We start from the raw sequence: 14,606 nt of genomic DNA, 5'->3' as shown, positions 1-14,606 counted from the left end.
ATAATGGCACGCCTGAGCGGCAAAACTGCGGTGATCACGGGAGCAAGCGCTGGCATAGGCGCAGCCATTGCAGAACGGTTCGTGCAGGAAGGCGCGTCCGTCCTTCTCTGCGACCTGGCCGAAGAAAGTGGTCAGGCCCTTGCGCAGCGGCTCGACCAGCGCTTCCTGCGCGCCGACATGGCATCCACGGCCGATCGCAATGCCCTGTTCGATGATGTTCGTGCTACGTGGGGGCGGCTCGACATATTGGTGAACAACGCGGGGATCACCCATGCCGCTGAACTGGATGAGCTGACAGAGGAGGGCTTTGATCGTGTGATCGCCGTCAACGTCAAAGCCGCAACCTTCGCCACGCAGGCCGCAGCCAGGCTGATGCAGAAAGGCGGCTCGATCATCAACTTATCGTCCGTTAATGCTATCCTCGCCATCCCAAATCAGATTGCCTACGCTGTTTCGAAAGGGGCAATACGGCAGTTGACCAACGTGACGGCCGTTTCGCTCGCGCCAAGGGGTATCCGTGTAAATGCGATCGGACCCGGGACCATCATGACCGAAATGGGGAAAAATGTCATGGCAGGCGAGGAGCAGCGCCGCCGCATCCTCAGCCGCACGCCGCTCGGCCGCATTGGCGAGCCGGAAGAAATTGCGAGCATCGCCGCCTTCCTCGCCAGCGACGAGGCTTCCTACATCACCGGACAAACTGTCTACGCCGACGGCGGACGACTGGGCCTTAATTATACTATGCCAGATGATCGGCACGAAGTCGCGCAAGGGCGACGAGATGCCGAGTGACATCATGAAGTTGAATATCAGACGTCATTAATTTGATAGCAGCGAGAGAAATTGATGAGTAATACTTCACTATATTATGTCAAATTGATGGTCGGCGATGCGGAGGCTTTGGCGCCTTTCTATCGTGAGGTGTTCGGAATGAAGGAAATCCGGCGTATCTACGAACCCGAACATGTACGCCCTCACCTGGAGATATACCTGTCGGCAGGAGACACCGAGCAACTGTGCCTGATGCAATATTTCACCAAGCCTACGCCCCAACCTGGCGAAGTGAGGGTCGCCTTCACGGTGGGGAATGTGGACGACGTTGTGGCTGCTTCACAGGCCAGAGGCGGCGGCATAATCTTGCCGGCCGAAACCTTGGATGCACATAATTTTCGCTGGGCAACGATCACCGACCCCGAAGGTCATGCTATTGAGGTCATGCAATTCGGCCTTTGAAAAACATCGACCGTATTTCAGCAACTTTGACGTGGTGACGAACAATCATGAGCAAGATTTCGCTATTCTATTTCAAGCTGATGGTCAGAGACCCAGACACGTTGGTACGTTTCTACGGCGACGCCTTCGGAATGAAGGAAGTCGGACGTTTCGATGGCCTCGAAACCGCAGATCCGCATATCGAAATCTTTCTCAAGATGGGGTCAGGGGAAGGCGACCAGCAACTCGCTTTGATGCACTATGTCAACAGGCCCACCCCAACGCCTGGCGAGGCAGCGATTGCCTTCATGGTCGATGATGTGGATACCGTCGTGGCTACTGCATTGGCCGCTGGCGGCACCAGCATCAGAGCGGCCGAAACGCTGCAAGAACATAATTTCCGCTATGCAATCGTCGCCGACCCGGAGGGGCATAGCATCGAGGTCATGCAGTTCGTCGGAGCCAGCTCATGAGCGATGTTAAGAATATGATCCGGATATCCCCTGAAGCGCTAAGAGAAAAATACCGTATTGAGCGCGACAAGCGTTTGCGGGCGGATGGTCCGAACCAATATCTTGATCCGAACGCGGTATTTCGCGACTTCGACGCCGACCCCTATGTGGAGCCAGGCTTTACGCGCTCCGCGATCGTCGAAGAGACAGAGGTCGCCATCGTTGGCGGCGGATTTGGTGGAATTCTGACCGGTGCACGACTGCGGCAGCAGGGCATCGACGATTTCCGCATTATTGACCGGGCGGGCGATTTCGGCGGCACCTGGTATTGGAACCGCTATCCGGGCGCAGCCTGCGACATCGAGAGTTATATCTACCTGCCGCTCCTTGAGGAAACCGGCTACATCCCGACGGAGAAATACGCCAAGGCGGGGGAGATCTTCGCCTATTGCCAGCAGCTTGGCCGCCATTTCGACCTGTACGACCGCGCACTGTTCCAGACGCAGGTATCGGAAGTTCGCTGGGATGAGACGCGTGCGCGCTGGCTGGTCCGGACCAATCATGACGACGTGCTGGCGGCGCGCTTCCTCGTCATCGCTGGCGGGATCATGCACAAGGCCAAACTGCCCGGCATCCCAGGGATCGAGTCGTTCAAGGGACACAGCTTCCACACCAGCCGCTGGGACTATCATTATACCGGTGGCAGTCCGACCGAGCCGATGGATAGTCTGAAGGACAAACGCGTCGGCATCATCGGCACGGGCGCGACTGCCGTACAGGCGGTACCCAATCTTGCCCACCACGCAGAGCATCTCTACGTCTTCCAGCGTACGCCCTCTGGCGTGGGAGCCAGGAACAACCAGCCCACCGATCCGGAATGGGTCAAATCGCTTCAGCCAGGCTGGCAGCAGCGCCGGATCGAGAATTTCGAGGCGTTGGTCAGCGGTCAGCCCATGGACGAAGATCTGGTCAATGACGGCTGGACCCAGATTTCGGGCGGCGTCAATTTCGAAGGCGGAGCGGCGGACGATGATCAATATGAGCTGAACGATTTCGCCCGGATGGAGGCGATCCGCGCACGCATCGATGAAATCGTGCAGGATCCCGCCACGGCAGAAGCGCTGAAGCCTTGGTACAATACCATGTGCAAACGCCCGTGTTTCCATGACGAGTATCTGCAGAGCTTCAACCGTTCGAACGTCACGCTGGTCGACACCGACGGGAAGGGCGTCGAGCGGATCACCGAGAATAGCGTCGTGGTAAACGGCATCGACTATCCGGTCGACTGCCTGATCTACGCCTCGGGATTTGAGGTGTCGACAGGCTACACGCGCAGGCTCGGCTTTGAACTCTACGGCCGGGACGGACAGGCCCTGACCGACGCTTGGGGGGAGGGGGCAGCGACCTTGCATGGGATGTATACGAAAAAATTTCCCAATCTGGTGATGTCCAGCCTGATCCAGGGTGGCACCGGCGTCAACGTCGTTCCCATTCTCGATCAGGTCGCAATCCAGACGGCCTATACGATCAAGCGCATGGTGGAGCTGGAGGCCCGAACCTTCGAGCCGACCGAGCAGGCGCAGGAAAGCTGGCTTGGCGTGCTGTTCTCGCACCTGACTGGGAGCGCGAAATTTTCGACCGATTGCACGCCTGGCTTCTACAACAACGAAGGATCGCTCGGTGATCCCAAGATGGCGCGCAACGCTCCCTTCGCGGGCGGTACCATGGTATATTTCGAGGAACTGAGGAAATGGCGGGAGAAGGGCGATCTCGAAGGCCTTGAGATCTCGCGGGGCTAGGGAGCGGCGAACGGGCTGGAGCGGCGCTCTCCCCACGTGACCTACTCGCGGATCGTAAGGACATGCTGATCGCCGCGGGCGGGTTCAGATGATCAGCCCGCTCATTCCTGCCTTCCGGGTCCTCCCATGGGAGCGACCGCGCGCGATCATCTTGGATTTGGGCCTAACCAGCGGTAGCCCACGCCGGGTTGGAAGGAGCGAGCGTGATGGCTGAAGTGGAGACGTTGAGGCAGCTGCCATCGAGGCAAGCGATAATCAACTCGGTCGCTCGATGACAAACCCGGCGGCTTAACGAGGCCCGACAAATTCGTTCGTCGGGCGGCCCGCTATGCTGCTTATTTAAACGCAATCATGAGTAGTCGTTGACTCGCCATTCATCGCTCCACTCTATCGTCGGGCGATCTTCTGAGAAACGAATTGGCAGCCAGACATAACGCGAGATCGACGTATTGACGCCGGTCAAAGCCGATCCGCCACTTTTCACGAAGAACTGAAGAGCCTTCACCTCTGCCGGTGTCGGAGGTGGCGAGGGCTTTGACGAGATCTTGCGGATCGCTGACCTCAGATTTTCCGAGATGTTGCCATTGTTGAACTCCTCCCCGCCAAGCTCACCCAATTGCGGAAACCATCTATCCGCCATGGCGATGTAGAGATCTTTCTTTCGGGGGTGCTTGAAGATGCAGCTTATCTGAGAGTTGAACGACGTGCGGCTGCGATCGCCAGGATGAAGGTCGCCAAGCTCTTCGAACGGTCCATGATAATCCTTCGCGACGACGACGCTGGACGGGTTGGGAAAATAGCCCGTCATGCCCGACGCGGTCAGGTACAGTTTGCCGCGACGCTGGAAGCAGGCAATTCCCTCCTTGGTGTCGGGCGCTGAGGACGGGAAGTGACGGGATAGTTGATCGGTTACCCCGCACCAGTCTTCGGTAAGTTCAATACAGACCAGTTCCTTATGGTCATGCTCGAAATACATATAGGCGCGACCGGTTTCGTGATCGGCTACCATGTCGAAATCGCCCGCCTTCATGCCCGCTGGCAGAAGATGCTCGTTGACCATGGTGTAAGGCCCGGTGATCTTGTTCGCTGTCAGCACGATCCGATGTTCAGGACCAAGGCCCCGCACCTTGATCCAACAGACAAATTTACCGGTCTTGCGATTGTGAAGGATATGCGGGCGTTCGGGGAAGACGCTGGGGCTGAGCGCCGTCTTTGCGCCTGACCTGTCGGGCGGGATAAGGAGCCCGGCATCGTCCCAATTATAGAGATCGGTCGAACGATAGATGCGGATACCCCAGCTTTCCGGAGTGTCCTTACCGGTCGTGAACTCCTTGTTTTCGCCATACCAGTAGAAGACGCCGTCGACATGGATGACCCCGCCCGCATGCGCCTGGATCGGCTTGCCCGCCGTGTCGGTCCACAGTTCGCCCGGCTTAATACTGGTCCGGCGAACGCCACTGCCGGGGCTTCTCGCCGCCACGCTTGTTGACGCGACGCATGTCAGCGTAAAAGCCGACAGGCCCGCCTCGACCATCTCCCGTCTCGATAACTTCATGCACTCTTCCTCGATATAGTTATACCAGCTAGCGCCCCAGCGCCACGTCGCGATAAGGGCGCAAGATCACCGGGCCGATCAGCCCCACCTGCTTCAGCATCTTGGCCCCTTCCTTCGTGGCCGCTTCCACGGCATTGCGAAGAGGCGTGGCAACACGCACCTCAATGCGGTTTGCCCCCGCCCGCAGGAGGGGGCCGATGTCGATGCGGGATGTGTCCTGATAGCTGGACGGTGGCACCGCCATGCCGTTGACCGTCAGGCGGAAGGTGTCCACCACTTGTCCGAGATCAAGCCAGGCGCCATCGCCCTTGCTCCACGACGCGGGCAGCTGAATGTCGGCGGTGTAGAAGCCGCGGCCTGCCTTGTCTGGATGCCCCAGCGCGCTCCAACCCGGCAGGCTGTGATCGGCTCCAGCCTTCACGGGTAAATCCGGCAAGCGCTGCCGACGTGTATGGTCAAGGCCGGGCAGGCCCGTATGATCTGCGGTCCAGCTTTCGATGCCCAGGGTCCAGCGGTCAAGCGGCATGGGGGGAAGCAGCGCTTGGACGCGCGTCTGGACGACTTTGCCGTTCGACAGTTTAGTCTGGAAGTGCCCTGATCGATCGGCGCGCAAGACCAGCCCCGCGCCGTCGCTGCCTATGGTGTGGCCCGTGGTGGCGACTGCGTGGATAGCAGGGCTGGACTTCAGGTCCAGCGGACGGCCTATCCCAATCAGTTTGACGTCGTTCGCCGCCAAAGTGATCGGAATGCGGACTGCGCCGCCGGTTTGCTCGTACAGTCCCAGGGGCAGGATTTCACCCGTCCAGCTGTTCAGTTCAAACGGAATGCCTGTGCCTGCAAAGCTAAGCGTCTCGCTCGTCGTCTGCGTGCCCTGATTGAACAGCAGATAGTAATCGGTGTCTGCGGTTTGCCGCCGAACAGTAAGAATGTCGGATGAACCATCCCCGGGCGCGCGCGCCGCTGCCGGTTCAACGCCTAGCCCAGCTAGTGCAACGGATGCCTCCGCCTCGTCGGCAACGAAGCGGACCCGCGCATCAGATCGCTGCGCGAGCGTCCTAAGCTCCGCCACGAGCCGGGCAAGCTCCGCGTCGCCGCCACGCTTTCCGGCAAGTCCTGGCGTCCGCTCGGGCACGCGGCCCGCGATGATCAACGGCACCCCAAGGCGGGCGACATCGCGAATGCGGCGCAGGCTATCGACCGGCATCACCGCCTGATCGTTGAGAAGAATGGCCTTGAACCCCATGCGATGGGGCATCCAGACAGCATTGCGCACGTCACGGGCGGTCGATCTCGTCAGATAGGATGGGCTGACATATTGATGGGTAAAGCCAGCGGCGGCCAGCGGAGACGTGGTCGACGGCATTTTCGAAAGGCCGGGATAGCCTGTGAAAGCCGTCACATTAGGGGCGATCCCCTTCACCCCGAAGTCATGCCAGAAGACCGCGATGTCATAGCGCGGACGACCCTGCCGCATGACAAGTTGCAGCCGCGCGAGGTGATCGTTGATCAGCCGGTAGTCTGGCCATTGCGGCATCCTTGGGCCGAAGGCTTCGGAAAATTCCTTGTTGCCGTCGAAGCTGTTGCCCGGCCAGCGAGAGCGCACGCCGCTGCCCTCTGGCGTCGCGATATAGGGGAAGCCGTGCCAGACCAGCTGGTTCACGCCCCCTGCATACGCTTTGTACACCCAGTTCAAGTTCGCATCGTTGCCGGCCTGCCCGAACGGTGCGCCAGTCCCTTGCGCGATGGTGAAAGGCTTGCCGCCTGCCGTGGTCGCCCAGGTGCCAGCCTGGATCGGGCAGCATTCGGTGGACAAGGGGGCTTCCATAAGGCGGAGCTGCGCGCCGGTGCCGATCACCTTGAACAGTTCGGGATTGTTGAGGAAATTGCGGTTCTCGCCTTCCGGAATATCCGGCAGGGCGGCGAGATCGGCGATCTCCATCGGCCCGCCTTCGACCTGAAGACGGGTGGTCATGCCCACACCATGCGCCCAGCGCGCATAAGGCTTCATATGATTGTCGCCATAGAGATCGGAAAAGGTCTGGCGATAATCCTCCCGCACCCGCTCACCTGTATCGGCATAGTCGAAGAAGCCCTTGCGCGCACCCACGCCGCCACCGACCAGAAGGGGAAGATAGGGCGTGAGTGAATAGCCCCTGCGCCGTTTAAATTCGGCGAGGAAGGTCGAGGTCCATTTGAGGCCTTCGGACGGTTCGAAGCTGTCCTCGAACAAGGAGCTTTTATTAGTGCGGATCAGGGAACGGAGACGGGGCGTGAGGATAGAGCGATCGTAGAAATCAGTGACCGCGCGGGCGCCCGCAGGGCCAATATGATCGATCACATAGTTTGGCGTGCTCGCGCTCAGATTTTCGAGCTTCTGACCGTCGGGAACCTGATACAGGGCAATCACCCACCATGGGTCAGCGCCCGCCGGGGCGTTCCAAGACAAGGTTCCGTCTTTTGCAACCTTTGCCGTCAGGTCTTGTACCGACTGCCGATCGATCATCCGCGTGCCTCCGGTTTCCGGACACGCATCCGTCGCGCAGCGTGCCGCGAGCACGGCCACGAGCGTGCGGCGCGTGTCTGCACCGGTGCTGGATTTGGCGGGTAGTGGAAGCGCAGCTGTCCAGCGCTGTCCCGGCGCGATGCGCGCGTAACCGGCGACAAGCTGTTGCTGCGCTGCTGGATCGTCCAGGCTGGACACGCTGGGAACGCTGGTGGGCCAGTGCGGGCCAACCATCACATCGACACGAAGGCCTTTGCCGCCTGCATGATCGAATATTGTTTCAAGGGTCCGGGACCATCGGCTGCTGCCAAAGCCATTATCCTTCAGAAATGCCGGGTCGCTGCCAGTTTCTCCGGGGACGGGCATGGCTGCGATCTCCACGCCGCCCGCGCCCGCCTGCACCATCTGGTCGATTTCACGGCGAAGTTCGTCCTCCTCGACCGCCGCGAGGGGAAGCCACCAACGATAAATGGGCCGTACAGAAGCAGGAGGATTTCGGAATATATCCGCGTTGAGAGAAGGCGCTCCGCTGGCATTTTGTGCAATGGCAGAGGAAACATGGCCGGCGCAAATCATCAGCGCCAACTTCAATGTGAACGAACTTCCCCGCATCATGCCTCACCTCTCACGAAGACATGCTTAGCCGATCTAAAAAAGAACGGCAACGTGCGTTTTATCGCCATTCGCGAGCCCGAAGCAATAGAAGGCGGTGGTCATGAAGCGCCAGTAGTCTGGCGATATTGAGATCGGGAAGGTTTTTTGCTAATGGCACCCGCTGCGACGCTTCATGCCGCATTTTTTAGCGCCCGGTGCGCGATTTATATCGAATTCAAGGATAAGCATTGCCTTCTTATAAAGCTCCCTCGTTCCAAGATCGTATCGCCGCAGCAGGATCGGCCAAACAGAAGGCCCTGGATGCGTTGAGAGCCAAGCCGCCCGTCGACGAGGCAATTATGGCGGAGCGACGCCGAGCGCGCGAAGCCAAGGATCAAGCAATTGCAATCGAGCGGGCTGCCAAGGCTGAGGCTGCTGCTTTAGCCAAGGCTCAAAAGGCGGAACGCAAAGCGGCGGAACTGGCGGCAGAAGCTGAAAAGCAAGCCGCCGCGGAGGCTGCGGCAGCACTCAAGGCCGCCAGGCTGACGCCCCCCAGCGCCGCTGAAATGAAGGCCGCGCGCGATGCGCGCTACGCTGCGCGCAAAGCTCGAAATAGATAAGTGATGCCCGCGCCGGTGCCAGCAGGCGCCCTGTATATATGGGCGAGCCGGACTCACACCGCCTCGAATGAGCTGCTCAACACAGCCCATTAACGCTGTGCGTCCACCGGAATTTCGGAGAGAATATGGCCGATTTGTATCTGAAAGCATTGGAATCAGAGCGCCGAAGCCTATGGGCCGAATGCAGGCTGAAGGGCCTTGCGAAGGATACTCCGGAGCGCATTCGTATAGCGGAACTGGACGGACTGCTCGCAAAGCATAAAGCTAAGAAAAGCAGTGATTCTGCTCCGTCCGGCCCGGAAGCGAAAACTCGATGAACGGGTACGTCAAATTTGAGACCCCCGATGGTGACGTTCTTGTCATCAATGCAGGCCGTTCATTCCCAACTTAACGGGATACCGGCCGTACCAACAACAACGGCAGGCGCTCGGCCGCACCGCTCATGATCGTGTGAAGCGCCAGCGATCGACCTCGCTCTCTTCCGGATCGAACCGGTATCCGTCGCTGTCAAAGCCGCGCATGGCCTCAACGTCGGTGATGTGATGTTCGCACATCCAACGCGCCATCATGCCTCGCGCCTTCTTCGCGTTGAAGCTCACGAAGCGCGGACCATTGGGACCAGGATCTCGAAAATCTATGTTGATCACCCGCAAGCCTTCCAGCTTGCCTTCGACAGCCGCGAAATATTCCTGGCTTGCGAGATTGAGCACGGTGTCCGATCCCTCCTCCGCAACCTGCGCCCGCAGCAGCGTGGCAATGCGATCGCCCCACCAGTCTGTCAGCTTCTTGTGCCGGGGCGCCCAGCGGGTGCCCATTTCCAGACGATAGGGGCGGATCGCGTCGAGAGGCCGGAGCAGCCCGTATAGTCCCGAGAGCATCCGCACATGATCTTGTGCAAAGGCGACTCCGGCCTCGTCCAGCGTATCGACCTCGAAACCGGTGTAGACATCCCCGGCAAAAGCATACAGCGCTTGCCGCTCGGGCAAATCGGCAAAGTCCCGGAAACGGTCCGCATTGAGTTTTGCGAGGCGCGGCGAGATATGCATCAGCTCCGCCAGCCGCTTTTGCGACAGGTTCGACGCCGACTTGGCGAGACCGCGCGCCTTCTCGGCAAAATGCGGGGTAGTGACGGCGAGTGGCGGCAAGGCGCGCTCAAAGTCGAGCGTCTTGGCGGGAGAAAGCAGGACAATCATGCCTCGGGCGGTAGCTGCGGCAGCCCCGGGCGTCAAACCGTCGATCTTCAGACTTTAAGCGCGACCCCAACTTCAACGGCCGATATAAATTTCCCCGGATCAGGCTTGCCCACGTTCACCCGACCAGCCGCGACGCGCAGATTTCCAAGCCACGCTGATAGTCGCGCGAAACTGATCCTGTCGAAATGCGCCTTTCAGAAGGCTCTTCAAGGTTCTGACGAAGCCGGTTACAGCGAGCGGATGCCTCAAATCCTAATCGATGCCGATGCTTGCCCCGTAAAGGACGAGATCTACAAGGTCGCGTGGCGGTATGACGTACCCGCCATCGTTGTTTCGAACAGCCCCATCCGGGTGCCGGCGCATCCACTCGTCTTGCGGATAGTGGTGAGTGACGGATTTGATGCAGCGGATGATTGGATCGTGGAACATGTGGACGCAGGCTCCATCGTTATCACTGCCGACATATTGTTGGCCGACCGGTGCCTCAAGGCTGGATGCGGGGCTGTGATCGCCCCGAATGGGAAGCCTTTTACCCCTGCATCCATTGGCAGTGCCGTCGCGACACGAGCCATCATGGCTGACCTGCGGGCGGGCATGGCCGGTGATGCCCTCGGGGGTCCAGCACCGTTCGGAAAGGCGGATCGGTCGCGCTTTTTGTCCATGCTGGACGAGACGATAGTACGGCTTCGACGGAAAATGTAGTGGCCATCCTCCTTTCCCTTGCTCCAGAGAGAAACGACCTTGGTCAGCCGCTCAGCACAAGTCGTTGGTCTACCACACGGGCGCTGGGCGCATTCGAGGACAAGCCCTTCATCGCGGACGCCCTAGCGGAGCCCGCCGCCGTGACCGTGGGTGGTAGTGATCGCCGCATCCCGACGCAGCGACGGATTGCCCTCACCAGTCGAGAGGGCTAAGGGAACGGCATTCGCAAGGACCCGGTGAAATTCCGGGTGGCTATTCCGGCCGCCGATCCGCCGGATAACGTTCGTTGCTCGAGATTGTCAGGAGCCGATTTCCGCCAGCTCCGATCACGCAGTCCCGTGCGACCTCGTCGGTTTTCCAACATGAACAGCATCGCTTTTGCGCGCTATCGCGCCGAATGGTTCGATGGCGCGGCCAACGCCCGCCGTGATGTCCTCGCCGGCATGGTCGGCACCTTCGCTTTGATCCCGGAGGTTATCGCCTTCTCCTTCGTGGCTGGTATCGATCCGGAAGTAGGGCTATTTGCTTCCTTCATAATCGGCATAGTCATTGCTTTTACGGGTGGACGCCCTGCGATGATCTCCGGCGCTGCGGGGTCCGTCGCGCTTGTCGCGGCGGCGCTAGTCCATGCCCATGGGTTGCAATATCTCCTCGCGGCGACGATCCTTGCAGCGCTGTTGCAAATTGTTTTCGGCCTGATGAAGCTGGTTATATTGATGCGCTTCGTGTCCCGTTCGGTTCGAACGGGTTTCGTCAACGCGCTCGCCATCCTCATCTTCTCAGCGCAAGTTCCGCAAATGCTGCATGTGAGCTGGCACACCTATGCGATGATCGCTGTCGGCCTCGCGATCATCTATCTGGTGCCCCGGATCACAACGGCCATTCCGTCGCCCTTGATCTGCATCCTCGTCCTGACGGCGATCAGCATCGCTTTTCCCATGCCGATCCACACGGTCGCCGATCTTGGTCGCCTGCCCTCATCGCTGCCCTCCCTGACATGGCCCGATGTTCCGGTCGATTGGGAAACCCTGCGCGTCCTCCTGCCTTACGCAGCCGCCATGGCAGCCGTCGGCCTTCTTGAGTCCATGATGACGGCCAGCGTCGTCGACGACCTGACTGAAACCACCAGCAACAAGGCGCGCGAGTGCACCGGCCTAGGCCTTGCTAATGTTGCGGCCGGGATGTTCGGAGGCATCGCCGGCTGCGGGATGATCGGGCAGACGGTGGGTAACGTACGTTATGGCGGGCGGGGGCGACTTTCCACCCTTGTAGCGGGTGTGTTCCTCCTCCTTGTCATGGTGCCGCTTCGTCCCTGGATTGCTCAGGTGCCTGTGGCGGCGCTCGTCGCGATCATGATCATGGTGTCAATCAGCACCTTCTCCTGGGCTTCGATCCGCGACCTCGCCCGCCATCCCAAGGTATCTGGCACAGTGATGATGGCGACCGTCGTCGTTACCGTCGTTACCCATGACCTGTCGGCGGGTGTCGCCGTGGGAGTCCTGTTGAGCGGCGTGTTCTTCGCCTTCAAGGTCACGCGGATTATGGAGGTCACGTCCGACTATGATGGCGCGACCGACACCCGCACCTACACCGTCGCGGGCCAGATCTTCTTTGCAAGCGCGGACATTTTCGCCGACCGTTTCGATCTCCGAGATACGACCGCCAACGTCCGCATCGACCTCACTTCCAGCCATTTGTGGGACATTACGGCAGTGGGTGCATTGGAGGAGGTAGTTACCAAAATGCGGCATCATGGTATCGAAGTCGAGGTCACCGGACTGAACCAGGCAAGCGCTATCCTTGTTGATCGTTTGGCGCCAACGGTGGTTGACGCAACTTCCTGACGGCCGCCATCAGTTCATACGCAGCGGACCTGCCCATAAGTTTGCAACCTAACGCCATTTCAACCCTGCCCTGTTTCATCTTCGCCGCTTGCCGTCCATTCCGCGATGCTGGCCTGCTGACCAATCAGCGCAAGGCCGTGGGCGATGGAGGTCAGCTCATTGCCGCTCGCGATGCGGCTGGCGGCGAAGCGTTGCTCGAACAAGCGGCGGACGGCGGGGATCAATGAGGAGCCGCCGGTCAGGAAGACATGGTCTATCGCGCCCGCGCCGATCCCGGCCCGGTCGAGCGCTACGTCCACCGTCGCGCCGATGCGGGCGAGGTCGGGTGCAATCCAGCTTTCAAAATCGGCACGGCTGACGTCTGCCTCCACGCGCACGCCCGAACTGTCGAAATGGAAGTGCGCGCGCTCCTCGGTGGAGAGCGCCCGCTTCAACCGCCCAACCGCGTCATAGAGCGGATAGCCAAGCTCATTTTCCACCACGGCGATCATACGGCCGATCGCGGCGGGATCGCTCGCTGCCCGCTTCAGCTTCTCCAACTCGGCCAGCGTGCGCCGGTTATGCATCAGCGCAAGGCGAGCCCAGTCGCCGAAATCGGCAAAATGGCCGGGTGGTATTTCCAGCGCCTTGCCCATGGACGTATAGGTGCCGCCCTTGCCCAGCATCGGCAGGACCAGCTTGTCCATGATGCGATAGTCGAACCGATCGCCTGCCAGGCCGATGCCCGCGGACCCGAGCGGTGTACAGCGCCGCGCGGTCCCCGGCGCCTCTATGCGCACGACAGAAAAGTCGCTTGTGCCGCCGCCGAAATCCGCGACCAGCAGAGTGGCAGGTTCGGCCAGGCTGGAAGCAAAACTGAACGCAGCGCCCAGCGGCTCGTAGACATAATGGATTTCCCGTTCGAGGGCCGCAAACATGAGTTCGTACCGCTGGCGGGCAAGCGCGCTGTCCGGGCGCTGCCCCGCATAGCGGACTGGGCGTCCGACGATGATGCGGGATGGGAGGTCCTTTAGCGCGTCGGAAGCATGTGCCCGCAACCGCTCCAGGAAAACATGGCCCAACTCCTCGAAGCGAAACCGCTTGTCGAAGATTGTCGCATGTTCGAATGCCCTACTTGCTGCGACGGATTTGAAAGATTGCAGGAAGCGGCTACCTTGGGGGAACTCAAGGAACTCGGCAATGGCCCAAGGCCCCGCTTCCCGCGCCACCCCGCCGGGAACGCCATGATCCTCCCAGAAGCAAAGAGCGGAGCGAAAGATCGACCCGGCGTTGCCGGGCGCGGGATAATCCACCATCGTCGCGTCGCCATTCCCGCCGCCCACCGCGACAACCGAATTGGTGGTGCCGAAGTCGATGCCGATCGAGCGAGCCAGCGAAGTCATGATTGGGTCCTGTGATGCGCGGATTGAGGGGGCTGGGCGCTATCGCAGGCATGGACGGGATGCGCAATTGAGCAAACGCGCCCTTATTCCGGCTTCGGGGGAGGGGGATAGGTGATGAATTGGGTTGTTTGCGCAGGTCCATCATGCCGTTTTCGATCAAGACCGCGAGGATGATATCCATGATTCCGGGCCGCACGCCATTCGCAGAGCATGTCGCGCTCGGCCTGAAGCTGCTGCTGAAACAGCTGATTGCGCTGGCGATGGCTGACTGAGATACCTGCCATGGTGCCATTCCTGTCTGCGCCAGCGCGCTCGCACATGGCACTAAGCAATGTGGCGACATGGCGGGCGTGCGCCAGCCGAGCGGTGCGCAGGCTCAAGCATATAGCGCAGATCGCGCCGTCGGACCATCGCAGCTGGCGGCGGAAATAATAAATGGCGCCGCGCCGGAAGATGTTGGTGACTGCGCCCATGCTCTGTCACATCCTATCGCTACAGCTCATGTGCACGGCCCAAAGCCGCTGCACTTTCCGTTCCGAACCTCAATGACTTACCGGAACTTCGCTGCGAATCACGACAGTTTGGCTGGGGCGGCAGGATTCGAACCTGCGCATGGCGGCATCAAAAGCCGCTGCCTTACCGCTTGGCGACGCCCCAGCATGTGTGCGGCAACCGCCGCGCGGGACGGCATATAGCGTCTGTTGCGCGAAAGGAAAGCCTAGTCATGTCACTATGGCTTCGCCAATATGC

General features: G+C 60.1%; 13 protein-coding genes, 1 tRNA gene and 1 other annotated feature. Of the genes, 9 read left to right on the top strand and 5 right to left on the bottom strand.

The genetic code is table 11. The features are described from left to right. The first annotated feature begins 3 nt into the window (after window positions 1-3). The 4 genes from IZV00_RS15375 (at window position 4) to IZV00_RS15360 (ending at window position 3,463) form a co-directional block, all read left to right on the top strand. Window positions 4-792 (top strand): SDR family NAD(P)-dependent oxidoreductase, encoded by a 789-nt coding sequence (locus IZV00_RS15375; RefSeq protein ID WP_196227292.1) that lies wholly within the window; start codon window positions 4-6, stop codon window positions 790-792. An 87-nt stretch (window positions 793-879) separates the two neighbouring features. Continuing rightward, window positions 880-1,233 (top strand): VOC family protein, encoded by a 354-nt coding sequence (locus IZV00_RS15370; protein ID WP_196227291.1) that lies wholly within the window; start codon window positions 880-882, stop codon window positions 1,231-1,233. 47 nt (window positions 1,234-1,280) lie between these two features. Continuing rightward, on the top strand, window positions 1,281-1,685 hold the full coding sequence (locus tag IZV00_RS15365; protein ID WP_196227290.1) for a VOC family protein: 405 nt from the start codon (window positions 1,281-1,283) through the stop codon (window positions 1,683-1,685). Continuing rightward, entirely contained in the window at window positions 1,682-3,463 is a 1,782-nt protein-coding gene (locus tag IZV00_RS15360) for a flavin-containing monooxygenase (RefSeq protein ID WP_196227289.1), read from the top strand. The genes IZV00_RS15365 and IZV00_RS15360 overlap by 4 nt, the downstream gene beginning before the upstream one ends. A gap of 349 nt (window positions 3,464-3,812) precedes the next feature. On the opposite strand, the gene IZV00_RS15355 is transcribed toward IZV00_RS15360, so the two are convergent. Together IZV00_RS15355 and IZV00_RS15350 are read right to left on the bottom strand one after the other, a co-directional pair. After that, entirely contained in the window at window positions 3,813-5,018 is a 1,206-nt protein-coding gene (locus tag IZV00_RS15355) for a family 43 glycosylhydrolase (protein ID WP_230463457.1), read from the bottom strand. A 28-nt stretch (window positions 5,019-5,046) separates the two neighbouring features. Further along, window positions 5,047-8,136: a glycosyl hydrolase gene (locus IZV00_RS15350; protein WP_196227288.1), complete on the bottom strand. Its 3,090-nt coding sequence runs from the start codon at window positions 8,134-8,136 to the stop codon at window positions 5,047-5,049. Window positions 8,137-8,363: 227 nt separating this feature from the next. On the opposite strand from IZV00_RS15350, the gene IZV00_RS15345 reads away from it, so the two are divergent. Then, on the top strand, window positions 8,364-8,735 hold the full coding sequence (locus tag IZV00_RS15345) for a DUF6481 family protein (RefSeq protein ID WP_196227287.1): 372 nt from the start codon (window positions 8,364-8,366) through the stop codon (window positions 8,733-8,735). 125 nt (window positions 8,736-8,860) lie between these two features. Continuing rightward, complete coding sequence (locus IZV00_RS15340; protein WP_196227286.1) at window positions 8,861-9,052, top strand: hypothetical protein; 192 nt, start codon at window positions 8,861-8,863, stop codon at window positions 9,050-9,052. A gap of 123 nt (window positions 9,053-9,175) precedes the next feature. Here the strand turns inward: IZV00_RS15340 and yaaA are convergent, their stop codons facing one another. After that, window positions 9,176-9,928, bottom strand: a complete 753-nt coding sequence (yaaA, locus tag IZV00_RS15335; RefSeq protein WP_196227285.1) for a peroxide stress protein YaaA — start codon at window positions 9,926-9,928, stop codon at window positions 9,176-9,178. A gap of 240 nt (window positions 9,929-10,168) precedes the next feature. Between yaaA and IZV00_RS15330 the strand changes: the two genes are divergently transcribed. The 3 genes from IZV00_RS15330 to IZV00_RS15320 all read left to right on the top strand — a co-directional run bounded on the left by IZV00_RS15330 (window position 10,169) and on the right by IZV00_RS15320 (window position 12,474). Continuing rightward, entirely contained in the window at window positions 10,169-10,630 is a 462-nt protein-coding gene (locus IZV00_RS15330; protein WP_196227284.1) for a YaiI/YqxD family protein, read from the top strand. Then, window positions 10,630-10,842, top strand: coding sequence for a hypothetical protein (locus tag IZV00_RS15325; protein WP_196227283.1), 213 nt, complete (start codon window positions 10,630-10,632; stop codon window positions 10,840-10,842). Before IZV00_RS15330 ends, IZV00_RS15325 begins: the two co-directional genes overlap by 1 nt. 14 nt (window positions 10,843-10,856) lie before the next feature. After that, window positions 10,857-10,912 (top strand) — a sequence feature (sul1 is cis-regulatory element that is thought to sense ions involved in sulfur or methionine metabolism; They are found in Alphaproteobacteria). A gap of 80 nt (window positions 10,913-10,992) precedes the next feature. Next, window positions 10,993-12,474 carry a SulP family inorganic anion transporter gene (locus IZV00_RS15320; RefSeq protein WP_196227282.1) on the top strand — a complete coding sequence of 494 codons (1,482 nt, stop codon included), beginning with the start codon at window positions 10,993-10,995 and terminating at the stop codon, window positions 12,472-12,474. Between the two features lie 59 nt (window positions 12,475-12,533). On the opposite strand, the gene IZV00_RS15315 is transcribed toward IZV00_RS15320, so the two are convergent. Together IZV00_RS15315 and IZV00_RS15310 are read right to left on the bottom strand one after the other, a co-directional pair. After that, on the bottom strand, window positions 12,534-13,856 hold the full coding sequence (locus IZV00_RS15315; protein WP_196227281.1) for an Hsp70 family protein: 1,323 nt from the start codon (window positions 13,854-13,856) through the stop codon (window positions 12,534-12,536). Window positions 13,857-14,438: 582 nt separating this feature from the next. Beyond that, window positions 14,439-14,513 (bottom strand) — tRNA-Gln (locus IZV00_RS15310). Between the last annotated feature and the right edge of the window lie 93 nt (window positions 14,514-14,606).

Origin of the sequence: Sphingobium sp. Cam5-1 (assembly GCF_015693305.1) — a bacterium.
Lineage (GTDB): Bacteria > Pseudomonadota > Alphaproteobacteria > Sphingomonadales > Sphingomonadaceae > Sphingobium.
Note: the sequence above shows the minus strand (reverse complement) of the source record. Positions and strands in the feature narration are given on the sequence as shown.

Excerpts from the sequence above, each read along its gene's own strand:
- yaaA (WP_196227285.1), bottom strand. The coding sequence starts at position 9,928 with ATGATTGTCCTGCTTTCTCCCGCCAAGACGCTCGACTTTGAGCGCGCC.
- IZV00_RS15355 (WP_230463457.1), bottom strand. The coding sequence starts at position 5,018 with ATGAAGTTATCGAGACGGGAGATGGTCGAGGCGGGCCTGTCGGCTTTT.
- IZV00_RS15320 (WP_196227282.1), top strand. The coding sequence starts at position 10,993 with ATGAACAGCATCGCTTTTGCGCGCTATCGCGCCGAATGGTTCGATGGC.
- IZV00_RS15360 (WP_196227289.1), top strand. The coding sequence starts at position 1,682 with ATGAGCGATGTTAAGAATATGATCCGGATATCCCCTGAAGCGCTAAGA.
- IZV00_RS15375 (WP_196227292.1), top strand. The coding sequence starts at position 4 with ATGGCACGCCTGAGCGGCAAAACTGCGGTGATCACGGGAGCAAGCGCT.
- IZV00_RS15350 (WP_196227288.1), bottom strand. The coding sequence starts at position 8,136 with ATGATGCGGGGAAGTTCGTTCACATTGAAGTTGGCGCTGATGATTTGC.
- IZV00_RS15330 (WP_196227284.1), top strand. The coding sequence starts at position 10,169 with ATGCCTCAAATCCTAATCGATGCCGATGCTTGCCCCGTAAAGGACGAG.
- IZV00_RS15315 (WP_196227281.1), bottom strand. The coding sequence starts at position 13,856 with ATGACTTCGCTGGCTCGCTCGATCGGCATCGACTTCGGCACCACCAAT.
- IZV00_RS15365 (WP_196227290.1), top strand. The coding sequence starts at position 1,281 with ATGAGCAAGATTTCGCTATTCTATTTCAAGCTGATGGTCAGAGACCCA.
- IZV00_RS15370 (WP_196227291.1), top strand. The coding sequence starts at position 880 with ATGGTCGGCGATGCGGAGGCTTTGGCGCCTTTCTATCGTGAGGTGTTC.
- IZV00_RS15340 (WP_196227286.1), top strand. The coding sequence starts at position 8,861 with ATGGCCGATTTGTATCTGAAAGCATTGGAATCAGAGCGCCGAAGCCTA.